This is a genomic window from Flavobacterium sp. MEB061 (assembly GCF_000834715.1).
GTDB lineage: Bacteria > Bacteroidota > Bacteroidia > Flavobacteriales > Flavobacteriaceae > Flavobacterium > Flavobacterium pectinovorum.
The window spans coordinates 215,750-231,228 of sequence record NZ_JXQR01000014.1 but is presented as its reverse complement, the minus strand read 5'-3'; the positions used below and the strand labels follow the sequence as shown (position 1 = coordinate 231,228).

Annotated in this window: 11 protein-coding genes; all 11 read left to right on the top strand. The window is 34.9% G+C overall.

All coding sequences use genetic code 11. The features are described 5' to 3' along the window. Positions 1-13: 13 nt before the first annotated feature. The 11 genes from RT99_RS06515 (at position 14) to RT99_RS06470 (ending at position 15,471) form a co-directional block, all read left to right on the top strand. Positions 14-442, top strand: coding sequence for a phage tail protein (locus RT99_RS06515; protein ID WP_042563917.1), 429 nt, complete (start codon positions 14-16; stop codon positions 440-442). Between the two features lie 2 nt (positions 443-444). Beyond that, positions 445-891 carry a phage tail protein gene (locus RT99_RS06510; protein ID WP_042563916.1) on the top strand — a complete coding sequence of 149 codons (447 nt, stop codon included), beginning with the start codon at positions 445-447 and terminating at the stop codon, positions 889-891. Between the two features lie 2 nt (positions 892-893). Next, entirely contained in the window at positions 894-1,052 is a 159-nt protein-coding gene (locus RT99_RS25260) for a DUF5908 family protein (protein ID WP_165587182.1), read from the top strand. A 2-nt stretch (positions 1,053-1,054) separates the two neighbouring features. After that, positions 1,055-1,738 (top strand): hypothetical protein, encoded by a 684-nt coding sequence (locus tag RT99_RS06505; RefSeq protein WP_042563915.1) that lies wholly within the window; start codon positions 1,055-1,057, stop codon positions 1,736-1,738. Beyond that, positions 1,738-3,483 carry a type VI secretion system tip protein VgrG gene (gene vgrG, locus RT99_RS06500; protein ID WP_042563914.1) on the top strand — a complete coding sequence of 582 codons (1,746 nt, stop codon included), beginning with the start codon at positions 1,738-1,740 and terminating at the stop codon, positions 3,481-3,483. The genes RT99_RS06505 and vgrG overlap by 1 nt, the downstream gene beginning before the upstream one ends. 4 nt (positions 3,484-3,487) lie before the next feature. Next, positions 3,488-3,778, top strand: coding sequence for a PAAR domain-containing protein (locus RT99_RS06495; protein WP_042563913.1), 291 nt, complete (start codon positions 3,488-3,490; stop codon positions 3,776-3,778). A 2-nt stretch (positions 3,779-3,780) separates the two neighbouring features. Next, entirely contained in the window at positions 3,781-4,191 is a 411-nt protein-coding gene (locus RT99_RS06490; RefSeq protein ID WP_042563912.1) for a GPW/gp25 family protein, read from the top strand. A 364-nt stretch (positions 4,192-4,555) separates the two neighbouring features. Continuing rightward, positions 4,556-7,735: a baseplate J/gp47 family protein gene (locus tag RT99_RS06485; protein WP_042563911.1), complete on the top strand. Its 3,180-nt coding sequence runs from the start codon at positions 4,556-4,558 to the stop codon at positions 7,733-7,735. After that, the gene (locus tag RT99_RS06480) at positions 7,723-10,425 is read left to right on the top strand and encodes a hypothetical protein (protein ID WP_042563910.1); all 2,703 of its coding nucleotides are present in this window, start codon (positions 7,723-7,725) and stop codon (positions 10,423-10,425) included. Before RT99_RS06485 ends, RT99_RS06480 begins: the two co-directional genes overlap by 13 nt. 12 nt (positions 10,426-10,437) lie before the next feature. Continuing rightward, a complete protein-coding gene (locus RT99_RS06475) occupies positions 10,438-13,866 on the top strand; it encodes a PKD domain-containing protein (protein ID WP_042563909.1) in 3,429 nt (1,142 codons plus the stop codon). Beyond that, the gene (locus RT99_RS06470; RefSeq protein ID WP_042563908.1) at positions 13,867-15,471 is read left to right on the top strand and encodes a contractile injection system tape measure protein; all 1,605 of its coding nucleotides are present in this window, start codon (positions 13,867-13,869) and stop codon (positions 15,469-15,471) included. Positions 15,472-15,479: the final 8 nt, after the last annotated feature.

The window sequence follows — 15,479 nt, the reverse complement described above, 5'->3', positions numbered from 1 at the left end:
AAAAATATAGATCATGAGTTATCCATTACCAAAGTTTCATTTCTCAGTTGACTGGGGAGGAACAAAAATAGGCTTTACAGAAGTCTCCGGATTAGATGTAGAAACTGAAGTTATCGAATACCGTCAGGGCGCAAGTCCGGAGTACAGTAAAATCAAGATGCCGGGCATGCAAAAATTCTCTAATATCACCTTGAAAAGAGGAACTTTTAAAAGCGATAATGAATATTACAACTGGTGGAATACGGTAAAATTAAACACTATCGAAAGAAGGGACATTACCATCAAATTACTGAACGAAGAACACGAACCGGTAATTACCTGGAAAGTAAAAAATGCATGGCCAACCAAAGTGCAGTCGACTGATTTAAAAGCCGATGGAAACGAAGTGGCGATAGAATCAATGGAATTAGTTCACGAAGGTTTATCGATTCAAAATGATTAATCATGGCTAACTATTATCCACCTGTTGGTTTTCACTTTTTAGTTGAATTTGAAGGTCTTGGCTCACAGGCAAAAGACCATCAGTTTCAATCGGTTTCCGGTTTATCTGTTGATATTGAAACTGAAGAGATAGCCGAAGGTGGTGAAAACAGATTCAAGCATAAACTTCCGGTAAAGACAAAATATCCAAACCTGAGTTTAAAAAGAGGAATGCTCATAGATTCTGCAGTAATCGACTGGTGCCGGGATGCTATCGAAAACTTCTCATTTAAGCCAGTTAACCTGACAATCAAATTGCTCAATGAACAGCATCAGCCTTTGATTTCATGGAATGTGGTTCATGCTTATCCTGTAAAATGGGCTGTTGAGGATTTTAATGCTCAGGAAAGTAAACTCGTTGTAGAAAGCTTTGAACTCACATACAATTATTTCACTTTACTTAAAAGTTAGTCATGCCGATAGAAATAAAAGAGCTTCACATCAAGATAAATGTGAGTGAAGGATCAAAACCGAATTCTGCTGCCAGCGCTCCAAAAAGCAAAGGCGAAGATCCGGTAGCGGAATGTGTAGAACAGGTAATGAAAATTATTGAACGTAAAAAAGAAAGATAGCCATGGCTGGAGAATTAGAAAAACTTAAAGTTGTTGCTTACAGTGATCCGGAATTTAACACAAAAATTGCCGATGGTGAATTTTCTACTTTAATGAATCCGGAAAAGTACACCTATCATTATAAGATTGAAACCGATGAAAATCAGGCTGCAGGCACAAGTACGGTTTCTCCAAAGTTCAATAAAAAATTACCCGAAAATCTGGAACTGGATTTTGTTTTTGACCGAACCGGAGTAATTAATGGCTTCGAAAGTGTTCCAAATGGAATTATGGATGACATTGATAAATTCAAAAAAGTCATCCTTGATTACAATGGCGACGAACACAAGCCCAATTACCTGATTATTTCGTGGGGAACATTGCTTTTTAAAGGTGCTTTGACCGAAATGAATATTGAATTTAAACTCTTCAAACCAAACGGAACGCCAATCAGGGCAATTGCAAAAGCAAAATTTCAGGGTTTTGTTGAAGATCAGTTAAGGGCTGCAAAGGAAAACAATAAATCGCCGGATTTGACACATTTCAGAACCGTAAAAGATGGTGACACATTGCCTCTGATGTCCTTTACTATCTACGGAGATTCTAAGTATTATCTGGAAGTTGCCAGAGTAAATAACATTGTCAATTTCAGAAAATTAAAAACAGGGCAAAAACTATTTTTTCCACCCTTACAAAAACAATCCTGATGAACAATAGCGGAGTCATACAAACCAGTAAAAATGCCGATTTAGTAACGCATAAAATTTTAATTGAAGGAACAGAATTATCTAAAACCTATCAGGTAAAAAGTATTGTGGTACAAAATGAGGTCAACAGGATTCCTATGGCTCAAATCGTTCTGACAGATGGAGAAGCTTCTGAAAGAGATTTTAAATTAAGTAATGAAGATTTGCTGATTCCGGGGAAAAAAATTGAAATAACGGCCGGTTATCACAATGACGAAGAAACAATTTACAAAGGCATTGTCATCAAGCATTCTATTAAAATAAAAAGCGGGACTTCGTTATTGATTATCGAATGCAAAGATGAAGCGGTAAAACTTACTATTGGCAGAAAAAGCAAATATTTTTATGATGTAAAAGACAGCGAAGCATTTGAGGAAATTATTGGCGCTTACGGATTACAAAAAGATGTAGAAGCGACCAATTTCAGCCACAAAGAACTTGTTCAGTACAATACATCCGATTGGGATTTTATCGTTTCGCGGGCGCAGGCAAACGGCAAACTTTGTTTTGTCGAAAATGGTAAAATTACCATTAGCAAACCAAACGTAAAATCATCATCTGTGGAAACAGTAACTTTTGGAGCCAGTTTATTGGATTTTGATGCTGAAATAGACGCCAGAAATCAATTTGCAAAAGTGTCTTCGTATAGTTGGGACTACAGCAATCAGGAATTGGTTGAAATTGAAGCGAAAGATCCTGGTATTTCCTTAAATGGAAATTTAACGGCATCAGATTTAGCCGAAACCATCGAACTGGAAAACCTTGAGTTACGTCACGGCGGAGCAATCACCGAAGCTGAACTTCAGGATTGGGCAGATGCAAAATTACTTTTTCAGCAATTATCAAAAATTCGCGGAAGAGTGAAATTTCAGGGAATTCCGGCAGTAAAACCTAACACCATAATAACCCTCGAAGGCGTTGGTGATCGATTTAACGGAAAAGCTTACATCACGGGAGTTTTTCATGAAATATCAGAAGGAAACTGGACTATTGATGCGCAATTCGGATTGAATCCGGAATGGTTCTCTGAAACATTTGACATTCATACGCCAACCGGTTCCGGAATTATCCCCGCTATAAAAGGGCTTCACACCGGAATTGTAACACAGCTCGAAAGTGATCCGAATGGTGAAGACCGAATTTTGGTGAAGATTCCAATCATCAATAATGAAGAACAGGGAATTTGGTGTCGCGTAGCTTCTCCTGATGCGGGAGAAAACAGAGGTGTTTTTTTTAGACCTGAAATTGAAGATGAAGTTATCATTGGTTTTATTAATGAAGATCCAAATAATGCCATCGTTTTAGGAATGCTTCACAGCAGCGGAAAACCTGCTCCGATAACGGCTTCTGATGATAATCATCAAAAAGGAATTATTACCCGAAGCGAAATGAAAGTTTTGTTTGATGATGAAAAAAAATCAATTGGAATTGAAACTCCGGCAGGAAAAAAAATTACGCTTGACGAAGACAAAGGTGTTATTGTTATTGAAGATGAAAATTCGAACGTAATCACCATTGACAGCAACGGAATAAAAATGGAAAGCGCCGGAAACATCGAAATAAAAGCAACCGGAGATGTTAAAATTGAAGGAACGAATGTTTCGATAAGTGCCACCGCACAATTGAAGGCAGAAGGAAGCGCGGGCGCAGAATTATCGTCTGGCGCAACAGCCATCTTAAAAGGAAGTATTGTTCAAATAAATTAAAATTATGGGAGCACCAGCAGCAAGAGTTTCAGATATGCATGTTTGCCCAATGGTAACTGCAACAGTTCCACATGTGGGCGGACCAATTTTACCTGCCGGCGTACCAACCGTTTTAATTGGCGGAGTTCCCGCAGCCTGTGTTGGCGACATGGCCACTTGCAGTGGTCCGCCGGATAGCATCATAATGGGGTCATCAACAGTTTTAATTGGCGGAAAACCAGCTGCCAGAATGGGTGATTCAACCGCACACGGCGGAACAATAGTAGCCGGATTAGCAACAGTTTTAATAGGATAGTTATGGAAAGTGAGCAAGCTTTTTTAGGCACCGGATGGAGTTTTCCTCCAGAATTTAAAAAAACAACAAAATCTGTTGTCATGATTTCTGATGAGGAGGATATTAAGAGCAGTCTGGAAATTTTATTATCAACCAAAATTGGAGAACGTATTATGCTTCCAAAATATGGATGTAATATGGATGAACTTCTTTTTAATCCGCTAAACAGAACACTGAAAACCTTTGTAGCTGAATTAATAAAAACTGCTATTTTATATCACGAACCAAGAATTGATGTAGAGAAAATAGACATCAGTCAGGGAGATGACTTAAATGGTGAATTACTAGTGGTTTTAGATTATAAAGTAAGGGCGACCAATTCCAGAACCAATATGGTATATCCTTTCTATAAAGAAGAAGGAACGAATATTTGAATTAAAAATTGAGAATCAAAAATTAAAAATTTTGTGTGTTGAAATATTTGTCCACAGAACATAGCTTTTTTTGATAACGATTTGCAGGCTGAGCGAAAGTCGAATGTCAGGCTGAGCGTCCCGAGACTTCGGTAGAAGCCCACGTGCCAATTGGGGTGCCCTTCTCCCGAAGTCTCGGGACGCTCAGGGTGACAATTCAAAAACAAACTATAAGAGAGAAATCTGCTGATCTGCAAAATCTGCGAGAAAAAATTTTAAAACAAAAAAGGAATACCTACAAGGTTTTAAAAACCTTGCAGGATTAGCAGTAAATAAAAGATTAAAAATAATTACACCTCAGCGAAGGTTAATATTTAATAGTATTATGTGTAACAACAGCGACCATACAAACGATATATTATTCAAACGAAATGGCACAGACCAAGGCGATCGCCTGAATACTATTCTGGATCCCAACAATTTGCAGCTTCATGACTTTGATATGGAAGATTGGTTAGTTTTTACCTACAACTTCGCCAAACAGGTTAATTTTTTTGAAACAAATGACAGCCAAAATCCAGCTGGCAACTGGCAGGAAATCTTTGATCATTTTGGTATTCCTAAAGATATTTCTAACAGAAATGACAAGGTTTATAATAATGTAAAACAAAATATTTCAAAAACACTTCGCAACATTGAGTTTGAAGGTACATTAACACCACATATGACTCTTTTTGTGTGTTTCTTAAAGCTGTTGGAATTATCTAAAACACGTTTCAATTTAATTACAAAAAAACACCTTGATTTCTTTTATAAAGACATTTTGCAAATCGAAAAACTTCCTGCAAAAGCAGATAAAGTGCATGTTATTTTTGAATTGGCTAAAAAAAGTATTGAAGAAAAAATTGCTTCACAAACTGAATTAGATGCCGGAAAAGATGCTGCAGGAAACAAACTTATTTACAAAACTACCGAAGAATTAATTGCCAATAAAGCTCAGATTACACAGCTAAAAAGTGTCTATAATGATATTGACCGAGGCAAAATAAAAGCCAGCGAAGTGGCAAATTCGCTTGACGGAAAAGGAGAAAGCCTTAAAGAAGAATCAAAATACTGGTTTCCTTTTGGATATACTGCTGTCGAGGAAAATTATACCGAACTACAGGCGGCTAAACTTGGTTTTGCAATTGCTTCTCCCCTGTTAGCATTACAGGAAGGAGAAAGAAATATTGATATTACAATCACTTTTAACAAGACTCTTGACTTTAAACAAGAATCCTTTACCACAGAGGATCTTGTAAATAATATCAGTGTTTTTTGCAGTGGCGAAAAAAAATGGCTGGGTGAATTTAAATTGGATGGCGAGGCTTCGAGTATTTCAGAAGATCAATTAAGACTTGTTTTTCAGATTTCGAAAGATACTCCGGCAATTGTCAATTACAACCAAAAAATATTGGGCGAGCATTTTTCCAGTACACATCCTGTTATTCGATTTTTAATTCATACTGAAAATACAGAAGGACATTCTTTATTTAGAAATTTAGTCACAAAAACCGTTAGTAACATTAATGTAAAAGTAGATGTAACAGATGTTACCTCTTTATTGCTGGAAAGCGACACAGGTTTGCTTAACGCCGCTAAACCCTTCTACCCTTTTACAACGCAGCCTACAAAAGGTTCTTCATTTATAATAAATTATCCTGAAATCTTTTCGAAAAAATGGAAAAATATTGACGTTACCATCAATTGGAAAAATACACCAAACTCTTTCGTAACACATTACGCTGCTTATAAAACCAACTTTCTGGACGGAAGCGAGAATACAGATCCTATTGTAGGTAAAGATGAATATTTTACAGCGACAGCAGCTGTATTAAATAAAGAAAACTGGATAAGCAAAGATGAAGAAGTTGTATTGTTTACAGTAAATGAGGCTACGAAGAGATATAAAACTGATTTTTCTGTAAAAGAAGATAATTATGATATTGACAAAAGCGGTCCGATACGATTGACATTAAACAAATCCTTTCTGCATTCTTTATACCCAAAAATATATACACTAGCGATATTGAGCAAAGATGCAAAACCAACGATTCCAAACGAAGCTTATACGCCATTTATAGAAACCATCAGTTTAAATTATACCGCAGAGGAAACTACAAGTTTTACCAATCAAACCGAAGAAGAATACCAGACAGATCGTATAAGGTTATTTCACGAAGCTCCTTTTGGACAAAGTGAAGAGCATTTGTATATAAAAAAACTAGCGCAGCAAAAAGCGGTTCTTGATGTCAATAGTACCATTGCAAGCCACCTGGTTCCTGATTATTGCAACGGAGGCGAATTTTATATTGGTCTTGACGAAGCAGAAGTTACACAGCAAATTTCCTTATTGTTTCAGATATTAGAAGGAAGCGAAAATCCGCAGGCTAAATCTTTTACAGGAAAAGAAAAAGTACACTGGTTTGTGCTTTGCGATAATCAGTGGAAAAATATCGAAAACGAACTTTTGGCCAATTCCATAGATAATTTCTTAAAATCGGGTATTGTAAAATTTACTATCCCGAAACAGGCAACAAAAACCAATACTTTATTGCCGGACAACCTCATCTGGATCAAAGCCAAAATGCATAAAGCTTATGATGCGGTCTGCAAAGTTATCGATGTAAAAACACAAGTCGTTACAGCCGAATTTTTTAATAATGAAAATGATTTATCACACTTAAATAAAGGATTACCGGCCGAAACGATTTCTAAATTGATTAACCGAATTACACAAGTCAAAAGTGTTTCTCAGCCTTTTAATTCTTTTGGAGGAACACCTATAGAATCTGATAATACGTATTACAAACGTGTAAGCGAGCGCCTTCGCCATAAAAACAGAGCGATAACTCTTTGGGATTATGAACATCTCATTCTTCAGGAATTTCCGGAAGTATTTAGAGTAAAATGTCTTAACCATACCAATAACACAACCAATTCATTTCTTTCTCCCGGCGATGTAACCCTTATTGTGGTTCCGGATATTATCAACAAAAATGTATTTGATATTTATGAGCCAAGAGTTAGCACAGCAACCTTAAATAAAATTCAAAATTACATCAGCAATTTAAACAGTATGCACGTCGATGCAGTAGTTATTAATCCTGAATACGAACAAGTGGTGGTTAAATTAAGTGTCAAATTTTATGCTGAATATGATGAGAATTTCTATAAAAAACAATTGAATGAAGATATAGCAAAATTCTTGTCTCCGTGGGCATTTGATACTTCTCAGGATATTCTTTTTGGAATTGAATTACACCGAAGCACCGTAATTGACTACATCGAAAAATTATACTATGTAGACTATTTAGCCGAATTAGAAATGGCAAAACTTGAAAACAATCCAGAACCCGAAAATCCAAATGATGCTGCTTATCAGGCCAAATTGGAATTTCTGCCAATAGTCTCTCCGTCAGACCCAAAACGCATTCTTGTATCGGTAAAAAATCACATTATTTCTACAGATATAAAAACTTGTAAAGATCCAATTATTCAACTACCAGAAAAATGTCAGTATTAAACCCACATAGCACTATTCCTAAAAAAGTTGCCACCGAAAACGACCTGGATTTCTTTTACCTAAGAAAAAAAGGTATTGAATATATCGAGCAGCTTGGAGGCAAATTATGGACCGATTTTAACTCGCATGATCCGGGTATCACGATGTTAGAAATGTTATGCTATGCCATAACAGATCTTGGCATGCGAATGAATCTTCCTATCGAAAACATATTGGCTTCTGATCAAAAGAGCAAGGGAATTGCTTCACAGTTTTTTAAAGCTTCAGAAGTATTGCCTACAAGTCCTGTAACAGCACTCGATTACAGGAAATTGTTTATCGATATCGACGGCGTTAAAAATTGCTGGCCGGCAAAACATAAAAAAACGGTTTATGTAAATTGTAAAGAAGATAAATTATCCTATGATTCTAAAGATTTTAACGAAGTTCCGAGAGGTTTTAAAAAGGAGTTTAATCTTAAAGGTTTATATGATCTTTATGTAGATTTTGAAAGCACAAATCCTTTGGAAATTAACAAAGTTAAAAACAAAATCAGAGAAAAATACCATGCCAACAGAAACCTGTGCGAAGATCTGATCAACGTTATAAAAGTAGATGAATACCCGATAAAAATATGCGCCAGTATTGAAGTAGATACTCAGGCCGATGAAGAAATGGTTCATGCGCTTGTATTGCATGCACTTGATGGCTATTTATCAACAACAGTCAATTTTTATTCTGTTAAACAAATGATGGATAAGGGATATACTTCCTTAGAAATTTTTGACGGTCCTATTCTTGAAAATGGTTTTATAGACACCAAAGAATTAATCGAAGCCGAACTAACCAGTGAAGTACGATTATCTGATATTATAAAATTAATCATGAATGTGCCGGGGGTTATCTCCATCAAAGATATCGCTATGGGAGATTGCGGAGATGGTGATGCAAATTTAAATCAATGGTTAATTTGCCTTAAAGAATATCAGAAACCGATAATTTGTTATAAAAGTGTTTTCAATTATAATAAAGGTTTACTGCCGTTAAATATCGATAAGGAACAAGTAGCAATTTATCTTGACGAAATTGATGCTGCAAAAGATGCGGCCACTACTTTTTCGAGTCAAAACAAAGAACTGAAATTACCCGACGGAAGCTATCTGGACATAGAAAGTTATACAACGATACAAAATGATTTTCCGGATACTTATGGTATTGGAGAAGATGGTTTACCAACAAGAGCCACAACAGCCCGAAAATCTCAGGCAAAACAACTTAAAGGTTATCTTTTATTTTTTGATCAGATTTTAGGAAGCTATTTTAAACATTTAGGACAGGTGAATGAAATGCTTTCGGTAAGCGGTAATCTTACCAAAACATTTTTTACTCAGACCATAAAAGATATCGACGGGCTTAGTGAACTGGTTACCAATTACCCAGAAAACAATGATGAACATCTTACAGAAATTCTTTTTGAAAAACTAGACAATAATATAGAGAGAAGAAATGATATTCTGGATCATCTTTTAGGTCGTTTTGCCGAAAGTTTTTCTGAATATGTTTTCATCAACAAAAGTATTTATGGCAATGCTACAGACGAAGTGGTACTGAAAAACAAAGAAGATTTTTTGAAAGATTATAAAATCGTAAGTAAAAATCGAGGCAACTCTTTTAACTACTACAAACAGCCCAATAGTAATTTATGGGATACCGATAATGTTTCGGGAGTAAAAAAGAGGACATCCAGACTTTTAGGAATCAAAGATTATAATAGAAGAAACCTGTCTGATTCTTTTGTTGACTTATATCATTTTATTGATTCAGACAATCAGCTTGTTTACCGATGGAGAATCAGAGATACAGAAGACAATATTGTACTCTCCGGAACTACAGAATATTATGATACTTCGGCGGCCAACAGAGAACTATATTTTGCGGTTTTGCAAATTATTCAAACCAGAGAACATGATGTTGAAGAAGCTTTTAAAAAAGGAATTTCAGATCCTGAGGTTATTGGCAACATTCAGATTCATCAGGCAGATTCGGGCAAATATTCGTATGACATCATTAATCCGTTAATTACAGACGAAGACAACCCTGACCGAATTATTGCAAAACGATATACGTATTATGATACTTTACAGGAACTAAAACAATCTATTCTGGATTTGATTTATTTCATGAAAGAAGTTTTTACAGAAGAAGGCATGTTTATTGTCGAACACATGATGCTTCGTCCCGATGTAAATCTAATTACTGTAAATCCGGAAACATTTTTACCGATTTGTACTGATGAATGCAATAGCTGCGAACCGCTGGATCCCTACTCCTATCGCATTAGCATTGTCCTGCCCGGATATACGCTGCGTTTTGCCAATACTGATTTTAGAAATTATATGGAAAAGGTCATTAAAGAAGAATTGCCATCGCACGTATTAGCAAAAATTTGCTGGATCGGGTACAGGAAAAATGAAATCGATGACCCGCTCGAAAATGAACTTGTGCAGTTTGAAAACTCCTATAAAGCATATTTGTTTGCCAAAACAGCACTGAACCAGGAACAACCGGAAACAGAATTAATATCATTTATTAAAGCTCTCTCCCACCTTAGCAATATATATCCTACGGGAAGATTATTTGATTGCAGCGACGAAAACGAAAATCAATTCCAAAAAATAATACTGGGAAAAACAAATTTAGGATCACTATAAATACCATTCAAAATGTTAGCAAAACTTTCAACCATAACAACTTTGTACCGAAAATTTACAAAAAATCAGGTACTTACAGAAGGACATCTTAACGAGATTGTAGATTATTTTGATGATCAGGACCGTATTTCCAGAATTGGTCTTAGTGGTGTGGGCATCATTTGCGGCTTTCAGGTTTCTTATAATGAATCGGCAAAAAACATCTCCATAACACAAGGCAGCGGAATAACGACTGATGGTGATCTTATTCATTTATACAATACTATTCCTAACGGCGAAAAAATCATTGATTTTGAAAGCAAACAATACACGCATTACAAAGTGCACGACAACAAAAAAGCAGCTTACAAACCTTATTTCTACAATGGCAGCGATCAGCTTGAAATTTTCGAACTCTTAACTTACGAACAGCAGGCGCTTGACAGTGCCAATACTTTCTCTATAGAATCTCTTAAAGAAAATACAGGACTAGAGGTAAATGATGCTGTAATACTATTGTATATAGAAACTTATGAGAAAGAGGCAGATCTATGTGTAAGTCTTTCCTGCGATAATCAGGGATTAGAAATTATTGGCAATCACAAAGCATTATTGGTTAGCAAAGCAGTTGCAGATCAAATTAACAGCCATGATATAATTTTCAACGCAGTCAATTTTGCTAACCTGTATTATAACCTGCCATCGGTAATTTCAAACCGTATCGTTTTACATCCCGAAAATTTTATCAATTATACCGAAATCAAAAAAACATTCACCAACGGTATATTCAAAAACAATGTGATAAAAAAACTGAACGAAGGTTTTGAAATCCTGCTGAACAGTTTGCAAATGCCGGAAATTTCAAATTCAATTCAAAAAAATCTGGCAGAATTATTTGATTTTGATGAGAATAATGTCCCTCCCGATTTTCAATACAGATACGATCTTCTCAACGATTTAATAGATACTTATAACGAGATAAAAAACTTATTAGCTCATATGGACGGTGAATTTTGCTGTCCGGATTTAAAATCTTTTCCCAAACATTTAATGTTGGGAGAAATCGTAAAAACCAAACCGTATTTTGAATACCGACACGGTTTTTACAAATCGCCTTTGCTTACCGGTCAAAACCTTAGTACAGCCAATGATTGTTTGCCATTTGACTTGTTTAATGAGCCCGTAAAAGAAGAGGAAGTTTATGAATTTATTATCGATCCGGAAGGTAAGGAAATCAAAATTTGCTACGGAAAAAATACCGATTTACAGCAATTATACAGCCTTATAAAACGCGCTGTACAACTACTGGCCAATTACAATGTTAATTTTAATGACATCAAAATTACGCCTAGTTTTGAGTTGGGTAGTTTAAGTAAAAAAGCGATTCCGTTTTATAATAATGTTGGAAATCATCTTATTGAACTTTGGGATTACGAAAAAACAGCAATAGCAAAACAATACAGCAACAGAAGTTACCACGATAACTATTTAAATACAAAACAACCGCTGGAATTTATCTCAGACCATGATTTTTACAGAATTGAAGGGCATCACGGAAAAAATTACAAGGAAGCCTTAAAAATGATTCAGGAAATAAGACGCCAGCACGGTTTAGGGTTTAATGTTGTCGTACTTGGCGTAACTGATTATGAAGCAAAAGAAGTTATGGAGAATTTCACTTCGTATTATCTCAACAAAAATCATGGCTATGAACACAAAGCAGGTGTAGCACCGGGAGGCACGTTTATTATGATTTATATTGAAGACGAATACAGATCGTATCCGTATTATTATTCAGAAGGAAATTCCTTAGCAGGCGATTTTGAAACCGAAGGCAGTAAGGAAGAAGCAATTGTATATAATCCGATAATTGCCGATTTTACTTTGCCTTATTTGTGCTGTGACGATAATGTAATATCGCTCTCTTTACCTGTAGACAAACTTTGTTTTGATGAAAAAACTTCCTATTATCCATTTCATGTAACGCCAACCGGAGGTTATGTCAAAGCAGATATCAGCGAATATTTGAATGGAGGAGTTACAAAAAATGAATACGGCGAATTTGTTTTTGATCCAAAACTCGTGAGCGAAGAACTTATAGGCCAGACCATAACTTTTACGGTCAATAACATCGAAACAAAATGTGAAGTAACCATTTTTAGAAAACCAAAATTTGATTTTACAACCGTAATCACGCCATCAGAAGAAAGCAATGAAGTTACTGTTGATTTTATCATTACGAGCGATAATCAGGACAAAATACAATACGTTTGGGATTTTGGTGATCAAAGCGGTATCATTATCACTACTGAAACAAAAATTCAGCATATCTATACTTATGAATCGCCAGCCGAAGACATTTATAGTTTTCCTGTAAAAGTGGTTGGAGATAATGGCAACTGCAGCTATACCGTAAACCATTCGGTAACTTTTGAAATTGCAGATATCAAAGTTAGTATTGACGTCAATAATGTCTGCAGAAATGATGATACTCCGTATGTTTTCACCATCGAATCTAAAGGTAAAAAAGTAATATTAAGCGGCGACGGCGTTTCTTTCGATGAAGATGCAGAACAATATGTTTTTATTGGTTATGATGTTCCTCCAGAAGTAAACAAGGTCGTGGTTTACGTAAATGGCAAACCTTCGGATATTGTCATTAAGATGCTAAATCTGCCAATAGCAAAATTTGATTATACTATTGAAAATGATAACCTGACCTTAATCAACAATTCTGAAGACGCTGTAAAATATGTATGGGAAATAGCAGGAGTAGTATTTGAAACCGAATCAACTGAACCCTTAATAAGCTCTATTTCAAAATATGAAAGTGCATCCATTCAGGTAACACTTTATGCCTACAGTAAATATTGCGGTGAAGATACCGATGGTCCAAGAGATATACCGCTTATAGAAAGAATTCCTGTAGATAACTGTACAAAAAGTGTCAACACCTTTATCAAAAAAACAAAACTGATGTTTAAAGAAATAGACAGTCTGCCTGAATTAGAAAAATTTGGTAAAGACACTATTTTTATCAAAACCGAAGTTGAAAAGCAAATTCAAAATGTAGCCGAAAAAACAACTTCTTACATAAATGGTGAATTCAACCATTTATTAGTCGAAATGTTTACAGACAGTCTTTACAACAAAGTATTAGTTGCTATAGATACTACAATAAATAGTGAAAAAATAGCTCTGAGTTCCCTTACCGAAAGTCATATCGAGCTGTTTTATTTTATCCTAAAATGCCAGCAAACAAAAAACATCAAAGAATTTACTGATCAGATTAAATCTGTTTTGGATCGTATTAACGCGTTGCTGGTAAGTCTTAAAAAAGTCAAATATAATACAGATCCTAAGGGAACATTAAAAATATTCCTGTCAGATATGAAAGTTGTATTTAATGATGTCACTTTTATAGTAGACGAAATCAACAAACAAATAAACTATCTAAGCTAAATGCAGACTGCGAATCAACATATCATCAATAAGCTGTTTCTTGAAGTCAATACCCCTTCTAAACAAAAGGCGTATTATCTTAAAGACAATGTAAACGCGTTTTTAAAAGAGGAAGTTTTTCCTCTTTTAGAAGCTTATTTTGATACGCTTCATGATAAAATGCCATTGCAGAGTATTCAGATAGAAAAATTAAACATCGATTTTTCAATGCCTGCTTATTTTGATTTTAATACCCTAAAAATCGAAATCATAAATCAGTTTCAAAAACAAATAGAACAACAAATTGACAAGGGCTTTCCTGATACAACAAATTATAACCTGGTTCCTGTCAAAGAAAAAAACATCAATGAATTTTTTAGTTTTTTAGAAACCGGGACGACTTCGTGGTGGGCACTTTCAAAGGATATTCTCAACTTCAATACAGAGAATCAATTTGAAAAAATGATTAGCGAAAAAGCTTTTGGTTTAAAATTAAAAAAGGCATTAGAAAATCGACAAAGCAGAATCAGATTCATCAAACAATTATCAGATAATCAGATTTATAGCATTCTTGCGAAAACATTTCTTTTCGAATTAAATGCTGCTGAACAAACAACTTCGGGAAATCGTAACAAAATAAAAGACACTATAAATGCTATTATTTCAAAATCAAAACAAGGATTACATCAGAGAAATCTAGTTTGGGATATAATTATTTCGCAATTATTAAAGGAAAATGAAAATCTAATACAGAAAAAATTAGTTGAGCTGTTTACTTCATTTGAGGTTATTAAAAAGTACCCTTCAACATTTGTTTTAGAAATTATAAAGAAGCAAATAGTAAATCAATCTGTTTTAGAAATACTAATTAATCTGGAAAATGAAGTTTTGCTGGTAGCGAATTTTCTCGAACAAAAAAATTCAGAAACACCTCAAAATAAAGGCAATAACTTATCAGAATCCAACTTTACAAAATTACAGGAATCTTCTGTTTCGGATGATAAAAAAACTGAAGAAATAAATTTGGTTTTCGATACTAATAAAGAAATTTTCGATAATAATAATGATGTTAAAACAGAAGAAATTTTGAATTCTGATTTGTTATTAAATGAAGAAATTCTTGCTGAAACCGGTACTGATTATTACGCAAACAATGCGGGATTAATTCTCATTCACCCTTTTCTAAAACAGCTTTTTGAGAATTGCAAATTACTCCATAAAGATAATACCATAAATGATCCCGAAGTTGCGGCGCATCTTTTACATTATATCGCCACGGCCAAAGAACAGGATTATGAACACGAAATGCTGTTCGAAAAATTCTTGTGCAACATTCCGGCAAACCAAACCATAAACAGAAATATTACACTATCAGAAGAATTAAAAAATCATAGTAATGAAATGTTACAGGCCGTTCTGGAAAACTGGTCTATCATAAAAAATTCTTCTGTTGCCTTATTACAAAACGAATATTTACAAAGGCCGGGAAAAATAATATTGTCTGAAGATCATCCGAAAGTTATTGTCGAAAGAAAAACACAGGATATTTTGCTGGATAAAATTACCTGGAATTTAGGAATTGTAAAACTGGCCTGGAAAAACAAAATAATTTTTGTTGACTGGTAATAAATAAA

Excerpts from the sequence above, each read along its gene's own strand:
- RT99_RS06515 (WP_042563917.1), top strand. The coding sequence starts at position 14 with ATGAGTTATCCATTACCAAAGTTTCATTTCTCAGTTGACTGGGGAGGA.
- RT99_RS06510 (WP_042563916.1), top strand. The coding sequence starts at position 445 with ATGGCTAACTATTATCCACCTGTTGGTTTTCACTTTTTAGTTGAATTT.
- RT99_RS25260 (WP_165587182.1), top strand. The coding sequence starts at position 894 with ATGCCGATAGAAATAAAAGAGCTTCACATCAAGATAAATGTGAGTGAA.
- RT99_RS06505 (WP_042563915.1), top strand. The coding sequence starts at position 1,055 with ATGGCTGGAGAATTAGAAAAACTTAAAGTTGTTGCTTACAGTGATCCG.
- vgrG (WP_042563914.1), top strand. The coding sequence starts at position 1,738 with ATGAACAATAGCGGAGTCATACAAACCAGTAAAAATGCCGATTTAGTA.
- RT99_RS06495 (WP_042563913.1), top strand. The coding sequence starts at position 3,488 with ATGGGAGCACCAGCAGCAAGAGTTTCAGATATGCATGTTTGCCCAATG.
- RT99_RS06490 (WP_042563912.1), top strand. The coding sequence starts at position 3,781 with ATGGAAAGTGAGCAAGCTTTTTTAGGCACCGGATGGAGTTTTCCTCCA.
- RT99_RS06485 (WP_042563911.1), top strand. The coding sequence starts at position 4,556 with ATGTGTAACAACAGCGACCATACAAACGATATATTATTCAAACGAAAT.
- RT99_RS06480 (WP_042563910.1), top strand. The coding sequence starts at position 7,723 with ATGTCAGTATTAAACCCACATAGCACTATTCCTAAAAAAGTTGCCACC.
- RT99_RS06475 (WP_042563909.1), top strand. The coding sequence starts at position 10,438 with ATGTTAGCAAAACTTTCAACCATAACAACTTTGTACCGAAAATTTACA.
- RT99_RS06470 (WP_042563908.1), top strand. The coding sequence starts at position 13,867 with ATGCAGACTGCGAATCAACATATCATCAATAAGCTGTTTCTTGAAGTC.